The organism is Streptomyces sp. (genome assembly GCF_031178505.1).
GTDB classification, from domain to species: Bacteria; Actinomycetota; Actinomycetes; order Streptomycetales; family Streptomycetaceae; genus Streptomyces; species Streptomyces gulbargensis.
In genome coordinates, this window is sequence record NZ_JAPSIW010000082.1 from 1 (window position 1) to 14,814 (window position 14,814).

Below are 14,814 nucleotides of genomic sequence, written 5' to 3' on the forward strand. Positions count from 1 at the left end.
CCGTCTCCCACCGGGCGTCCGGCCTGGCCGCCACCCACGACGGCCGCAACTCCACCCACCTGGAGGAGATGTTCACCTACCTCCACGCGGTCGCCTACCACGACTTCTCACGCGACGAGATCGACACCACCGACGCGCCCACCACCCAGGCGATACGCCAGGCGGTCGCCGGTCTCGGCGCCGCCGCCCGCACCTTCGACACCACGAAGAGCAACGCGAACACCCTGCGCGAGGCCCTCTACGCCGCGAGCGGGCCGGGCCTGCGCCACCACCAACTCGGCCTGATCCCACGGGTCCTGGCCACCATGGACGCCGCGCACCCCGCGACGCACCACGACCCCGCCTGGGCGGGCGCGGCCCTCGCCGGCCTGTCCGTCAACTATCTGGGCACCTACCCCGGCAACCGCGACACCGCCTTCCACGCCGCCGTCGCCGCCGACCCGGCCTACCGCGCGGCCTTCCGGGCCTTCGCCCGCCACGCCCACCTCAAGGACACCGCCAACGAGTGGGTCGCCCGCGACGCCCTCGGTGAGTACGGCCGCTTCGGCCAGATCGACAGCCTGAGGACCGCCGTCGTCGCCGACCTCGGCCCCCTGCTCACCCCCGTCGTGGAGACCTTCGGCCGCGGCAGCGAACCCTGGGCCAAGGTCGTCTCCTGGCTCAACGTCTACGAGGCCTGCGCGCCGTACGGGGTGTGCAAGGCCGACATCGAGAAGCAGCTGTTCCCGCACGCGTACAGCTACGACAACGGCGCCCTCAAGGTCCGCACCGGACTCGACCGGGCCACCGTCGACCAGCTCTACTACGCGAGCAAGCAGGTCAGGGCACAGTTCCACCGTGTCCTCGGCACCGAGCGGCCGCTCGCCGGCGACCCCCACAGCACCCTCAACGTCGTCCTCTACGCCTCGCGCGCCGACTACGAGACCTACCACCCGCTCCTGACCGGCATGGGCACCGACAACGGCGGCATCTACATCGAGCGCGGTGCCACCTTCTACACGTACCAGCGCCGCGTGCCGCAGGACTCCTCGCTGACGCTGGAGGAGCTGTTCCGCCACGAGTACACGCACTACCTCAACGGCCGCTTCGCCGTGCCCGGGTTCTTCGGCGAGGGCCCCTGGTACCAGGGTGACCGCACCACCTTCATGGACGAGGGCACGGCCGAGTTCTTCGACGGCGCCACGCGCGACGACGGGATCGCCGTCCGCAGGTCGCTCGTCCGCTCCGTGATCGCGGACACCGCGGGCGGCGGCCCCCGGATGACCCTGCCGCAGATCCTCAACGCCACCTACGACGGCGACGGCTTCCGCTTCTACAGCTACGCCGGCACGTTCTTCGAGTACCTCTGGACGCAGCGCCCCTCCCTGCTGCGCGAGATGTACGCCCACCTGCGCGCCGACGACGTACGGGCCTACGACGCCTGGCGCGCCCGGCTCGGCGCGGACGCCGCGCTGCAGCGCGGCTACGACCGCTTCCTCGACGAGCAGATCGCCAAGGTGGACGAGCTGTTCGTCCCGAACACCGCCTACACGCCCAACGAGCGGCTCCGCGACTCGGAGCTCGGTGCGGTCAGGTCGTCCTTCGCCGCCGCCACGTACATGAACCCGGAGTGCGTGGAGAACGGTGATCCCGCCAAGCGCCGGTTCGTGTGCACCGGACGCGTCACCGCCAACCTGAGCGACGCCGCCGACCAGGACCGGATCTTCCGCGAGATGTCCGAGACCGTCGACCACTTCATCCTCGACCGGGCGGGCGCCGCCTCGAACAACCTGGCCGACATGAACTGCAGCTTCGGACCGGTGGAGGTGTGGGCGAACAAGCAGGCGGGAACGTCGAGTTACCGCTGTGAAGGTCCTCTGCGCAGCTGAGGCCGCCCGCACGTCCTCTCCGGCGCGAGGGCCTTGGCAAGCTCAGTACCATGTGAAATATTACTGAGGTGCCCACGAGACCCGTGAGACCCACGCGCCGGACCCCGGCCCTCGCCCGGGAGGTCCCGGACGTCATCGTCGTCGGCGCCGGAATGGTCGGCGCGGCCTGCGCCTTCCACGCCGCCCGCGCCGGCCTCACCGTCACCGTCGTCGACCGCGGCGCCGTCGCCGGCGGCACCACGGGAGCGGGCGAGGGAAACCTCCTCGTCTCCGACAAGGAACCCGGACCGGAACTCGAACTCGCCCTGCTCTCCGCCACCTTGTGGGCCGAACTGGCCCCACTCCTGCCGGAGGACGCCGAGTACGAGGCCAAGGGCGGCCTCGTCGTCGCCTCCGACGAGACCGGGCTGCGCGCCCTGCGCGCCTTCGCCGCCCGGCAGGAGAAGGCGGGCGTCACCCTCCGCGCCGTCCCGGGCGACGCGCTCCACGACCTGGAGCCGTACCTCGCCCCCGGACTCGCGGGCGGCGTCCACTACCCCCAGGACGCCCAGGTGATGCCCGCCCTCGCCGCCGCCCGGCTGCTGCGCGCCGGAGGCGGGCGGATCACCCTCCGGCTCGGCACGGAGGTCACCCGCGTCCTCACCGGCCCGGACGGCGCCGTCCGGGGCGTCCGGACCACCGCAGGCGACCTCCACGCCCCCCACGTGGTGAACGCCGCCGGCACCTGGGGCGGCGAACTCGCCCGTCTCGCCGGCGTCCACCTGCCCGTCCTGCCCCGCCGGGGCTTCGTCCTCGTCACCGAACCCCTGCCCCGGCTCGTCCGGCACAAGGTGTACGCCGCCGACTACGTGGCCGACGTCGGCAGCGACTCCGCGGCGCTCCAGACCTCGGCGGTCGTCGAGGGCACCCCGGCCGGCCCCGTCCTCATCGGCGCCAGCAGGGAACGCGTCGGCTTCGACCGCACCCTCTCCACCGAGGCCCTCCGCCGCCTCGCCGCCGGCGCCACCGCCCTCTTCCCGGTCCTCGCCGGCGCCCGCGCCCTCCGCACGTACGCGGGCTTCCGCCCCTACCTGCCCGACCACCTGCCGGCCATCGGACCCGACCCCCGCGTCCCCGGACTGCTGCACGCCTGCGGGCACGAGGGCGCCGGGATCGGACTCGCCCCGGCGACCGGACTCCTCGTCACCGCCTGCCTCACCGGCGCGCGGCCACCCCTCGACCCGCACCCCTTCCGGCCCGACCGGTTCCCCGCCGGCACGCCCTGAACCGCGCCCGCACCGTCCCGAGAGGAGGGCCCGTGTCCCGTCCCCCCGCCGGCCCCGCCGGAGCCAGGCCCGAGCCGTTCACCATCACCTTCGACGGCCGGCCCGTCCCCGCCCTGCCCGGCCAGACGCTCGCCGCCGCCCTCTGGGCCGCCGGCATCCTCGCCTGGCGCACCACCCGCGTCGGCGGCCGGCCGCGCGGCGCCTTCTGCGGCATCGGCCAGTGCCACGACTGCCTCGCCACCGTCAACGGGGTGCCCAACCGGCGGGCGTGCCTCGTCCCGGCCCGTCCCGGCGACGCCCTCACCACCCAGGAGGGACACGGTCATGACCGTCCCGGCAGCTGAACCCGGCGGCCCGGGGACCGAGGGCCCGCACCCCGTCCCGGACGCGTCCGCGGATCCGTACGACCTGGTCGTCATCGGCGCCGGCCCGGCCGGCCTCACCGGGGCCGTCACCGCCGCCGAACTCGGCCTCACCGTCGCCCTGGTGGACTCCGCCGCGCGACCCGGCGGCCAGTACTACCGGCACCCCGCCCCCGCCCTGGGCGCGGGACGGCCCCCGGCTCCCCACCACGACTGGACCCCCTTCACCGACCTCGGCCACCGCCTCGCCGCGAGCCGCAGCCTGACACATCTGACGGAACACCACGTCTGGTCCGTGGCACGGGAGTCGGACGGCACCTGGACGGCGCACGCCGTCACCGGCGCGGACGGCACCGACGGCCGGCCCGTCCGGACACGCGGGCGCGCCCTGCTCCTCGCCACCGGCGCCCACGAACGCCACCTGCCGTTCCCCGGCTGGACCCTCCCCGGGGTCGTCGGAGCCGGCGGAGCGCAGGCCATGCTCAGTGCCGGTCTCGTCCTGCCCGGCCGCCGTGTCGTCGTCGCCGGCAGCGGGCCCCTGCTGCTCGCCGTCGCCGCCTCACTGGCCGCCGCCGGCGCGCGGGTCCCCGCCGTCGTCGAGGCGGCCGGCTACCTGCGGTACGCGCGGAAGCCGCGCGTCCTCGCCGCCAACCCCCGCAAGGCCGCCGAAGCCCTCACCTACGGAGCCGGCCTGCTCCGGCACCGGGTACGGCTCCACCCGCGCAGCGCGGTGACCCGGGTCCACGGCACCGAACGCGTGGAAGCCGTCACCGTCGCGCGCCTGGACCGAGACTGGCGGCCCCTGCCCGGCACGGGCCGCCGGATCGACTGCGACGCGCTCGCCGTGGGGCACGGTCTCGTCCCCCAGATCGAACTGGCCACCGCCGTCGGCTGCGCCACCCGCGTCCTCCCCGACGGCACCCGGGGCCTCGCCCTCGGCGCCGATCAGGAGACCTCCGTGCCCGGACTGTGGGCCGCGGGGGAGACCGGCGGCGTGGGCGGAGCCGAACTCGCGCGCGCCGAGGGCGAGACGGCGGCACGCGCCATCGCCGCCCGTCTCCTCGGCCGACGGGCCGACCCCGCACGGACCGCCCTGCTCCGGCGCCGCAGGGACCGGCTGCGCGCCTTCGCGGACGCGATGGCGGCCGCCCACACACCGGGCCCCGGATGGACCGGGTGGCTCACCGACGACACGGAGATCTGCCGCTGCGAGGAGGTTCCCGCCGGACGGGTCCGCGAGGCGGTCACCGACCTCGGCGCCCGGGACCCGCGCACGGTCAAGCTCCTCACCCGCGCGGGGATGGGCTGGTGCCAGGGCCGGATGTGCGGGACGGCGGTCGCCTGCCTCGCCTCCCGCGGCGCCCCCGCACCGCCGCCGCCCGACCGCCGCCTGCTGGCCGTGCCGGTGCCGCTGTCGGCCCTGGCCGCGGAGGAGGGGGAGCCCTGGGAACCGGGGCTCCCGGAGATCCGGGAGGTCCCGAAGGACGGGGAGGCCCCGCGGGTCCCGGAGCCTCCGGCCGCTCCCCGGCCACCGGACTCCCCGCGCGCCCCGGGTTCACCCGAGGCCGCTTGCGCACCTCGTCCCCGCCCCACCCCCTGAGGCACGGCGGACCGCCGTCCGCCCCGCCCTTCGACCCCGGAGGAGAACACCCGACATGACCACCGCCACCTGGAACCCCGAGCGCCCCTGGCGCGGCATCATGGTCGCCACCGCCCTGCCCCTGCGCGACGACCTCTCCGTCGACCACGACGCCTACGCCGAGCACGTCGCCCGGCTGATCGCCCACGGTTGCGACGGCGTCGTCCCGAACGGATCCCTCGGCGAGTACCAGACCCTCACCGACGACGAACGCGCCCGCGTCGTCCGCACCGCCGTCGAGGCCGCCGGGGACGGGGCCCGCGTGATGCCCGGCGTCTCCGCGTACGGCAGCGCCGAGGCCCGACGCTGGACCGAACAGGCCGCCGAGGCCGGTTGCGGCTCGGTGCTGCTCCTGCCGCCCAACGCCTACCGGGCCGACGAACGGGCCGTCCTCGCCCACTACCGGGACGTCGCCGACGTGGGCCTGCCCGTCATCGCGTACAACAACCCGATCGACACCAAGGTCGACCTCACCCCCGCCCTCCTCGCCCGGCTCCACGCCGACAGCGGCATCGTGGCCGTCAAGGAGTTCAGCGGCGATGTCCGGCGCGCCTACGAGATCGCCGAACTGGTACCGGGACTCGACCTGTTGATCGGCGCGGACGACGTCCTCCTGGAACTCGCCACGGCCGGCGCGGTCGGCTGGATCGCCGGCTACCCGAACGCCTTCCCCGCCGACTGCGCCGCCCTCTACCACGCCGCCGTCCGGGGTGACCTGGCCACCGCCCTGCCGCTCTACCGGTCCCTGCACCCCCTGCTGCGCTGGGACTCCAGGACGGAGTTCGTCCAGGCCATCAAGTTCTCCATGGACCTCACCGGCCGCCGGGGCGGTCCCAGCCGCCCGCCCAGGCTGCCGCTCACCGCCGAGAGCCGGGCCGCCGTTCGGACCGCCACCGAGAAGGCCCTCGCCGACGGGCACCACTGACGGTCCCGGATCACCGGCGCCCGTCGCGGTACGCACCCGGCCCACGGGTCGCCCCGTACGGCCCACCCCCTGCCCCGCACCGCCCACCGAGAGGAACCCCGTGCGCACGCGTCATGTCTTCCACGCCGTCGACTCGCACACCGAGGGCATGCCCACCCGCGTCATCACCGGGGGCGTCGGCGTCGTCCCCGGCGCGACCATGGCCGAACGCCGGCTGCACTTCATCGAACACCTCGACCATCTGCGGACCCTCCTCATGTACGAGCCCCGGGGCCACGCGGCGATGAGCGGCGCGATCCTCCAGCCGCCCACCCGGCCCGACGCCGACTACGGCGTCCTCTACATCGAGGTCTCCGGACTCCTCCCGATGTGCGGACACGGCACGATCGGCGTCGCCACCGTCCTCGTCGAGACCGGCATGGTCCCCGTCACCGAACCCGTCACCACCGTCCGCCTCGACACCCCCGCCGGTTTGGTGAGCGTCGACGTCCGGGTCGACGACGGCCGGGCGACGGCGGTCACCCTCACCAACGTGCCCGCCTTCAGCGTGGCCCTGGACCGGACCGTGGACGTGCCCGGTCACGGCACCGTCCGCTACGACCTGGCCTTCGGCGGCAACTTCTACGCCTTCGTCTCCCTCGACGACCTGAAACTTCCCTTCGACCGGGACCGCAAGGACGACCTCCTCGCCGCCGGACTCGCCGTCATGGAGGCCGTCAACGCCTCGCCGGACCGGCCCGTCCACCCCCTCCACCCCGAGATCGCCGGGCTGAAACACGTCTACCTCGCCGCGCCGGGCTCGGACGCGCGCCACTCGCGGCACGCCATGGCCATCCACCCCGGCTGGTTCGACCGCTCCCCGTGCGGCACCGGCACCAGCGCCCGCATGGCCCAGTTGCACGCGCGCGGCGAACTCCCGCTGCACCACGACTTCGTGAACGAGTCCTTCATCGGCACCCGCTTCACCGGACGGCTCACCGCCGAGACGGAGGTCGGCGGGGTGCCGGCCGTCGTGCCCACGGTCACCGGACGCGCCTGGATCACCGGGACCGCCCAGTACTTCCTCGACCCGGACGACCCCTTCCCCGCGGGCTTCCTCCTGTGACCGCCGGCGGCTCCGGCCGGGCCGGCGGCGTGACATCGTACGGTGGTCACGTTCACCGGACCGAAGGGATCACCACCGCCATGGGGCACCTGACCCGACGCGACCTCAACGCCTCTCGCGAGCGGCTCCGCGACCAGGTCGCCCACGCCCTGCGCGCCGCGCTGATCTCCGGCGAACTCCGCCCGGGCGTCGTGTACTCGGCGCCCACCCTCGCGGAGGACTTCGGCATCTCCGCGACCCCCGTCCGGGAGGCGATGCTCGACCTCGCCCGGGAAGGCCTGGTCGAGCCCGTCCGCAACAAGGGCTTCCGGGTCACCGAGGTCGACGAACGCGACCTCGACCAGTACACCGAGATCCGCGCGCTCATCGAGATCCCCATGGTCGGCCGCGTCACCACGACCGCGGCCCGTGAGGACCTGGAGGCCCTGCGCCCCATCGCCGAGGACATCGTGCGCGCGGCCCGCGCCCACGACCTCATCGGGTACCTGGAGGCCGACCGGCTGTTCCACCTGAGCCTCCTCGGCCTCGCCGGCAACGAGCGCCTCGTCGAAACGGTCGGCGACCTCCGCAAGCGCTCCCGCCTCTACGGCCTCACCGCCCTGGACGAACGCGGTGACCTCGTTCCCTCGGCCGAGGAACACCTCGAACTCCTCGACCTGATGCTCGCCGGCGACGCCCCGGCCGCCGAAGCCTGCATGACCCGCCACCTGGGCCACGTCCGCTCCCTCTGGGCCGACGGCGCCCGGCCGGCCTGAGCCCGCCCGTCAGCAGGCCGCTGGAGCACCGCTGTCCACGCGCGTCTCGACACCGACCCGATAGCCGGTCCCGGTGAGGAGGTCCCGGCGGTCGCCGTGGCCGTCCTCGCTGAGGCGCTCGGGGGTGAGGAGGACGACGGCCAGGGTCGTGCCGTCCCGGGTGAAGCACAGGTCGCCGGGCCGGGGGTCGGAGGACGGGGTCCAGCCGTCGCGGGGCGCCGCCGTCCGGTAGTGCGCGGCGACGGCCTCCTTCGTGCCGGAGAAGACGTACGTACGGTCCGCGTACAGCACGACGTCACCGCTGTCCGCCCAGCATCCGGCATCGGCCTTCTCGAAGCCCCGCGGCACCGTCGCCCCGGCGGGCCGGGACTCCAGGATGCCGAGAGCCGCCAGCTCCCTCACCCGCGCGTCGGTCCCCTCGCAGTCCGCCGCGACGGATTCCACGAGTGCGCAGCCGGTGAGGGCACCGGCCGCGAGTGCGGTGGTCAGGAGCAGGGACAGCGCGTGGGCGGTACGGCTCCGCCGAGGAGTGGACGGCAGGACGGGCTCCAGGTCGAAGGGAGGGGGAGAGGCGGGACGCCGCCGGAGAGAGGGGGAGCGGGAGCCGCCGCGACCGCGGCTCCCCTTCACCGGATTCACGTCCGGAGGTACGAGGCCCCGTTGAGGTCCAGGACGGTGCCGGAGGACCATTCGGCGGCGGGGGAGGCGAGCCACAGGACGGCGTCCGCGATCTCCTCCGGTGCGGCGACCCGCTGGAAGGGGCTCTGCGCGCGGATCGCGTCGCCCTCGGGGCCCTGAAGGCGGGCGGCCACCCGCTCCGTCGCGAAGAAGCCCGGTGCGACCGAGGCGACGGCGATGCCGTAGGGGGCGAGGGAGACCGCGAGCGACTGGCCGAGGGCGTGGACGGCCGCCTTCGTCGCCCCGTACGCGGGATGGTCCGGCTCGCCGCGGAAGGCGCCGCGCGAACCGATGTTGACGATCCGGCCGCCGTTGCCCGCGTCGATCATCCGCCGCGCCGCGAGATGGCTCAGATGGGCGGTGGCCAGCAGGTTCACGGACACGTGCCGCTGCCAGACGGCCACCCACTCCTCGTACGAGGTCTCGGGCAGCGGGTGCCGGATGTTCACCGCCGCGTTGTTCACCAGGACGTCGATGCCGCCGAGCGCGTCCGCCGCGGCGTCGGCGAGCTCCGCCGCGCCGGCCGGGTCCGTCAGGTCCCGCCCGATGAGAGCGTGTCCGCTGCCGGCCAGGGACGCGTACGTCTCGCGGGCCTCCTCCCCGCGCGAGGAGTAGTGGACGGCGACCCGGTCGCCGTTGGCGGCGAACGCCCGGGCCACCGCCCGGCCGAGGCCCCGCGACGCCCCGGTCACGAGCACGCGGCGGCCTGACGCGGGCAGCTTCATGACGGTGCCCCTCTCCCTCCGGACGGCCGGACGGCAGCCCGGCCCGTGATCACGCATTCTGCCGGGGCCCGGGGCGGGACCGCCGGCCGGGTGGCCGCGGGGCCCCGGAGGGAGAGGGGAGCGGTCAGTTCAGCTTCTTCAGCAGCTCGGCGGCGAGCGGAGCGGACGACGCCGGGTTCTGGCCGGTGACCAGGGTGCGGTCCTCGATCACGTACGGAGCCCACGGCTCACCCGTGCTCACCTCCAGGCCCGCGTCGACGAGCCGGGTCTCCAGGAGCCACTTCGCCCGGTCGGCCAGTCCGCCCTGGGTCTCCTCGGCGTTGGTGAACGCGGTCACCCGGTAGCCGGCGAACGCGTTCGTCCCGTCCTCGGTGGTCGCGGCCAGCAGCGCGGCCGGACCGTGGCAGACGATGCCCAGCGGCTTGCCCGAGCGCAGGACGTCGACCAGCAGCCGGCCGGAAACCGCGTCCACGGCGAGGTCCTCCATGGGCCCGTGCCCGCCGGGGTAGAAGACGGCCGCGTAGTCGTCGAGGCGTACGTCCTCCAGTGCGAGCGGGCGGTGCAGCTCCTTCATCCCGTCCAGGGCGGCGGCGACCCGGTCCGCGCCCTCCCGGCCACCGTTCACCTCGGGCGCCAGACTGGCCCGGTCGACCGTCGGCGCGACACCGCCCGGGGTGGCGACGACGACCTCGTGGCCCGCGGCCGTGAAGGCCTCGTACGGGGCCACGGCCTCCTCGGCCCAGAAACCGGTCGGGTGCCGGGTGCCGTCGGCGAGCGTCCAGTGGTCGGCGCCGCTCATCACGAAAAGGATCTTCGCCATCGGGTTGCTCCAGAACTACGGGGGCCGGTCGGCCCGGGGATACCGTCGCCCCTAGGCCTTCCCCCTTCCGCGGAACCTATGAACGAGCCGGTGCCGCCTTCCGGCCCAATCCGTGACGCGAGGGGGCCGGGCGGGTGTCATCCCCGTGCTCCCGGCGCCCCGGCCGTCGTGAGCCCGTCCAGCCACGCGGGCGGCAGCTCGGCCGCGTCCCACTCCTCGCGCAGCGCCGCGGGCGCCGTGGCCAGGCGCTCCATGACGGCGACGCTGGCGGGGGAGTGGAGGAGCGAGTAACGGCCGTGGATCGCGATGGGGCTGCCGGGCCCGTACGCGGCGAACAGCCGTTCAAGCTCCGCCCGGTGGTCCTCCACGTAGCCCGCGAGCCGGCCCGCGTAGGCGGCCCGCTGCCGGGGGCCCATGGTGCCGAGCACGGCGGTCAGCACCTGCTCGGAGACCTCGGGGTCGAGGTCGGAGAGCTCGGTGAAGGTCAGGTAGTGCGGCAGGACCGCCACCTTCGCCCGCTCCAGTTCCATCCGGCCCACGGGTGGCCACGCCTCGTCGGCCGGTCCGTCCGCGTCACCCGCGCCGACGGCCTCCCGGAGCGCGCGGTCGGCGAGAGCGCCGAGCGCGTCGGCCACCGCCCGCGCGCCGTCCCGCCGGCCGGCGGCGTACGGCCCGCTCTCGTCCGCGCCGCGCCGGTCCCCGCCGTACGGCCCGCTCCCGTCCCCTTCGCCTTCCGGTCCCGGCGTGCCGGCAGGCGGGGTCCCGGCCGGGGACTCGGCCACGCCCGCGATCTCCCGGTGGGCGACGGCGAGGACACCCGCCTCCACGAGGCCGATCAACTCCTCGGCGTCGGCGGAGTGGACGCCCGCCCTTGCGAGGAGCTGGAGGAGGGTCCTCTTCGCGGTGAGAACGCTGATCGTGTCCAGGTGCTGCCGTCCTTCTCCGGCGGTGTTCATGGAGCCCTCCTCGTACGGTCCTCGGCCGACGAGGCTTTCAGGTCCGCGTGTCGGCGTCCAGCCGACTTCCCGAAGGCGCGTGACGGTCCGGGACGCCGCGTGCGGGGGCGGCGGAGGAGGGGACCTGACGGAAATCTCCACAACGTGCGCGTGTGGAGCACGTCCACCTTCACCGTTCCTCGACCCCTGCGGCGCGGGGAGCGGCCGTCAGGCCCCTGTCCGTCCCGTTATGTCCGCCGGGGTCGGCGTCGGCCCCGAATCTGTTACTCGGTTCCGAGGAGAAGTTGTCGGCATCCGGTGAAATTCACTGCACGGCCGCCGCCCGAGATGCGGAAATGCGCATGACGAGGCGTCAACCGAATTGGTTCGGTCAGCCGGTCGCGTGATTTGATCAGCCCGCTGCGGCCGCAGAAGACGGATTCCCCCCAAAGAACGAAGGGTGCGCATCATGCGTCACGACCTTGAGACCGCCGAGATCTCCGACGCCGACCTCGACGCCGTGTCCGGTGGCCTCGTCACCGTCTCCGGCGGCCTCGCCGGCGCGCTGACCAACGACGTCACCAACGTCCTCGGCACCGTCGGCTCCCTCCAGACGGTCCAGGGTGTCGAGAGCCTCGCCGCCGGCGTCCCCGGCCTGGCCTCCGGCATCACGGGCGTCTCGGTGAACACCGCGGGCATCGCCGGTCTGGCCGGTATCTGAAGCTGAGCGGAATTCCGCCGCGAACCCCGGAACCTTCCCCGGTTCCGGGGTTCGCGGCGCCCCCGCGCCCGCCCGACAAGAATGCAGTCGAAGGAATAGTCCGTGCAGTTCCGCCAAAAGGCGCTTTCCAAGCTGCAATCGCCCGAAGAACTCGACGTGCCCGTGCGCTTCGCCCGCCCGCAGGGACGTCTCGTCCTCGCCGTCACCGTCGCCGTCATGGCGGCCGCGACCTTCTGGGCCGTCACCGGAACCGTCACCTCCAAGGTGAGCGCCGCCGGTGTCCTCACCCATGCCGAGGGCAGCTACCTCCTCCAGAGCCCCGTCGCCGGACAGGTCACCCGCGTCCTCGCCGACGAGGGCCGGTCGGTGGCCGCCGGCGCGCCCCTGCTCATGGTCCGCACCGCGAGCGGTGACCGGCCCGTGCGCGCCGTGGCCGGAGGGCGGGTCACCACCCTGTACGCGCGGACCGGTTCGGTCGTCACCACCGGCGCGGACGTGGCGACCGTGGAGCGCGTGACCGATCCGAAGGCGCCCCTGACGGCCGTGCTGTACCTGCCCGGCGAGAGCGCCGCCACCCTGCGGGCGGGCGCCCCGGTCGACCTCGGCGTGCAGGCGGTACCGCGCGACCGCTTCGGCGTCCTGCGCGGGCGCGTCCGCGAGGTGAGCCGTACGCCCCAGACCCCGCAGCGCATCGCCGCCTTCCTCGGCGACAACGGGCTCGCCGCCCAGTTCGCCCGCCAGGGCCAGGGCACCCCGGTCGCCGTCCTCGTCGACCTGGAGCGCTCCACCACCCCCTCCGGCTACGCCTGGTCCACGGCCGGCGGCCCCCCGCACGCCCTCGCCTCCGGCACGCCCGTCACCGGCGCCGTCCACCTGGCCGCGCAGCGCCCCGTCGACTGGCTCCTGCCGTGAGCGCCCCGCGGCGGCCCGCCGGTCCCGGCACCGACGCTGCCCGGCACCCCGCCGACCCCGCGGCCCCCGAGGACCGGGGCCCGGGTGCGCGCGCCGCCGCCCGCGCCGCCGGCCGCAAGGGCCGCTCCGCGCCCGCCCGCTCCCTGGCCGCCCTCCCGGGGACCCCGCGTGCCGGGGCCCGCCGGCAGCCGGCCGCCGCCTCCCGGCGCCGCACCCCCGCCCCCCGGGGCCGGCGCCCCCGCGCCGTCCGCACCCCCACCGTGCTCCAGATGGAGGCCGTCGAGTGCGGCGCCGCCGCCCTCGCCATGGTCCTGGGCCACTTCGGCCGCTTCGTCCCGCTGGAGGAACTGCGCATCGCCTGCGGCGTCTCCCGTGACGGCTCCCGGGCCAGCAATCTCCTCAAGGCGGCCCGCGGGTACGGCCTCCGGGCCAAGGGCATGCAGATGGACCTCGCGGCCCTCGCCGGGGTGGCCGCCCCCGCCATCCTCTTCTGGGAGTTCAACCACTACGTCGTCTACGACGGCATGGGCCGGCGCTTCGGCCGCCGTGGCGTCCACATCAACGACCCCGACCGGGGCCGCAGGTTCGTCACCATGGAGGAGTTCGACTCCGCCTTCACCGGCATCGTCCTCACCTTCGAGCAGGGCCCCGCCTTCCGCCGGGGCGGCCGTAGACCGGGCGTCCTCGCCGCCCTGCCCGCCCGGCTGCGCGGCACCTCCGGCACCATGGCCGCCGCCGTCCTCGCCAGCCTCCTCCTGGTCGTCGTCGGCGCGTGGCTGCCCGCGCTCAGCCGCACGTACATCGACCTCTTCCTCATCGGCGAACAGACCTCCCTCCTCGGTGTGGTGTTCACCGCGATGGCCGCCGCCCTCGTCCTCACCGCCACCCTCACCGCCCTCCAGCAGGCCAACCTGCTGCGCGGGCGCCTCATCTCCTCCACCCTCGGCAGCGCCCGCTTCCTACGGCACCTGCTGCGGCTTCCGCTCGGCTTCTACGCCCAGCGGAGCCCCGCCGACCTCGTCCAGCGACTCCGCTCCAACGACGCCGTGGCCGAGACCCTCGCCCGCGATCTGGCCGCGGCCGGCGTCGACGCCGCCGTCGTCCTGCTGTACGCGGTGGTGCTGTGGACGTACGACCCCCACCTCACCGTCATCGGTGTCCTGATCGCCCTCCTGAACGTCGTCGCCCTGCGCGTCGTGCTCCAGCTGCGCGCCACCGGCACGCAGAAGCTCCGCGCCGAGAGTGCCCGGCTGACCAACACCTCCTACAGCGGCCTCCAGCTCATCGAGACGATGAAGGCCACCGGAGGCGAGGACGGCTTCTTCCGCCGCTGGGCCGGTCAGCACGCCACCACCCTCGACGTGCAGCAGCGGCTCGGGGTGCCGGGCGCCTGGCTGGCCGTCGTCGCCCCCACCCTGGCCACGCTCAACAGCGCCCTGATCCTGATGATCGGCGGCCTGCGCGCCGTCGAAGGGCACCTCACGGTCGGCCTCCTGGTCGCCTTCCAGGCCCTGGTCACCAGCTTCACGGCCCCCCTCACCCGCCTCGGCGGGGTGGCCGGACGCATCCAGGACTTCGCCGCCGACGTCGCCCGGCTCAAGGACGTGGAGGACTTCCCCGCCGACCCCGCGCACACCCGCGACGACCCCGGTGCCCGCCCCCGCCGCCTCACCGGCCATGTCGAACTCGACGGCATCACCTTCGGCTACAGCCCCCTGGACCCCCCGCTGCTGCGGGACTTCTCGCTCTCCGTCGGCCCCGGCCGCCAGGTCGCGCTGGTCGGCGGCTCCGGCAGCGGGAAGTCGACCGTCTCCCGGCTGATGTCCGGCCTGTACACCCCCTGGGAGGGCACGGTCCGCATCGACGGGACGAGGCTGGAGGACATTCCGCGCGGCACCCTGGCCGCCTCCGTCGCCTTCGTGGACCAGGACGTGTTCCTCTTCGAGGGGACCGTCCGCGACAACGTGACGCTGTGGGACCCGACCGTCCCCGACGAGGCCGTCACCGCCGCCCTGGAGGACGCCGCCGTCCTCGACGTGGTCGCCCGCCGCCCCGGCGGCATCCACAGCCGGGTCGAACAGGACGGCCGCAACTTCTCCGGCGG

At 74.6% G+C, this 14,814-nt stretch carries 14 protein-coding genes; 10 read left to right on the forward strand and 4 right to left on the reverse strand.

Translation table 11 applies throughout. The annotated features are described in order from the left end of the window. The 7 genes from RIF68_RS09095 to RIF68_RS09125 all read left to right on the forward strand — a co-directional run. Positions 1–1,868 (forward strand): collagenase (locus tag RIF68_RS09095; RefSeq protein WP_309050630.1); only part of this gene is annotated, 1,868 nt, incomplete at its 5' end. A gap of 152 nt (positions 1,869–2,020) precedes the next feature. Next, positions 2,021–3,133, forward strand: coding sequence for an NAD(P)/FAD-dependent oxidoreductase (locus tag RIF68_RS09100; protein WP_375165683.1), 1,113 nt, complete (start codon positions 2,021–2,023; stop codon positions 3,131–3,133). A gap of 32 nt (positions 3,134–3,165) precedes the next feature. Continuing rightward, on the forward strand, positions 3,166–3,477 hold the full coding sequence (locus RIF68_RS09105) for a (2Fe-2S)-binding protein (protein ID WP_309050632.1): 312 nt from the start codon (positions 3,166–3,168) through the stop codon (positions 3,475–3,477). Continuing rightward, on the forward strand, positions 3,458–5,095 hold the full coding sequence (locus RIF68_RS09110) for an NAD(P)/FAD-dependent oxidoreductase (RefSeq protein WP_309050633.1): 1,638 nt from the start codon (positions 3,458–3,460) through the stop codon (positions 5,093–5,095). The genes RIF68_RS09105 and RIF68_RS09110 overlap by 20 nt, the downstream gene beginning before the upstream one ends. 55 nt (positions 5,096–5,150) lie before the next feature. Then, the gene (locus tag RIF68_RS09115; protein WP_309050634.1) at positions 5,151–6,059 is read left to right on the forward strand and encodes a dihydrodipicolinate synthase family protein; all 909 of its coding nucleotides are present in this window, start codon (positions 5,151–5,153) and stop codon (positions 6,057–6,059) included. A gap of 100 nt (positions 6,060–6,159) precedes the next feature. Continuing rightward, positions 6,160–7,164 (forward strand): proline racemase family protein, encoded by a 1,005-nt coding sequence (locus tag RIF68_RS09120; protein WP_309050635.1) that lies wholly within the window; start codon positions 6,160–6,162, stop codon positions 7,162–7,164. Between the two features lie 80 nt (positions 7,165–7,244). Then, entirely contained in the window at positions 7,245–7,919 is a 675-nt protein-coding gene (locus RIF68_RS09125) for a GntR family transcriptional regulator (protein ID WP_309050636.1), read from the forward strand. Between the two features lie 9 nt (positions 7,920–7,928). Here the strand turns inward: RIF68_RS09125 and RIF68_RS09130 are convergent, their stop codons facing one another. The 4 genes from RIF68_RS09130 to RIF68_RS09145 form a co-directional block, all read right to left on the reverse strand. Next, positions 7,929–8,558: a hypothetical protein gene (locus RIF68_RS09130; protein ID WP_309050637.1), complete on the reverse strand. Its 630-nt coding sequence runs from the start codon at positions 8,556–8,558 to the stop codon at positions 7,929–7,931. Beyond that, positions 8,555–9,322 carry an SDR family oxidoreductase gene (locus RIF68_RS09135; RefSeq protein ID WP_309050638.1) on the reverse strand — a complete coding sequence of 256 codons (768 nt, stop codon included), beginning with the start codon at positions 9,320–9,322 and terminating at the stop codon, positions 8,555–8,557. The genes RIF68_RS09130 and RIF68_RS09135 overlap by 4 nt, the downstream gene beginning before the upstream one ends. 124 nt (positions 9,323–9,446) lie before the next feature. Further along, positions 9,447–10,142 carry a type 1 glutamine amidotransferase domain-containing protein gene (locus RIF68_RS09140; protein WP_309050639.1) on the reverse strand — a complete coding sequence of 232 codons (696 nt, stop codon included), beginning with the start codon at positions 10,140–10,142 and terminating at the stop codon, positions 9,447–9,449. A 137-nt stretch (positions 10,143–10,279) separates the two neighbouring features. Next, positions 10,280–11,098: a hypothetical protein gene (locus RIF68_RS09145; protein ID WP_309050640.1), complete on the reverse strand. Its 819-nt coding sequence runs from the start codon at positions 11,096–11,098 to the stop codon at positions 10,280–10,282. Positions 11,099–11,546: 448 nt separating this feature from the next. Here RIF68_RS09145 and RIF68_RS09150 point away from each other — a divergent pair, with 448 nt between their 5' ends. The 3 genes from RIF68_RS09150 to RIF68_RS09160 all read left to right on the forward strand — a co-directional run. Beyond that, positions 11,547–11,798, forward strand: coding sequence for a hypothetical protein (locus tag RIF68_RS09150; protein WP_309050641.1), 252 nt, complete (start codon positions 11,547–11,549; stop codon positions 11,796–11,798). A gap of 102 nt (positions 11,799–11,900) precedes the next feature. Continuing rightward, entirely contained in the window at positions 11,901–12,710 is an 810-nt protein-coding gene (locus RIF68_RS09155; protein ID WP_309050642.1) for an HlyD family efflux transporter periplasmic adaptor subunit, read from the forward strand. Positions 12,711–12,979: 269 nt separating this feature from the next. Further along, positions 12,980–14,814: cysteine peptidase family C39 domain-containing protein (locus RIF68_RS09160; protein WP_309050643.1), on the forward strand; the 1,835-nt coding region annotated here is incomplete at its 3' end.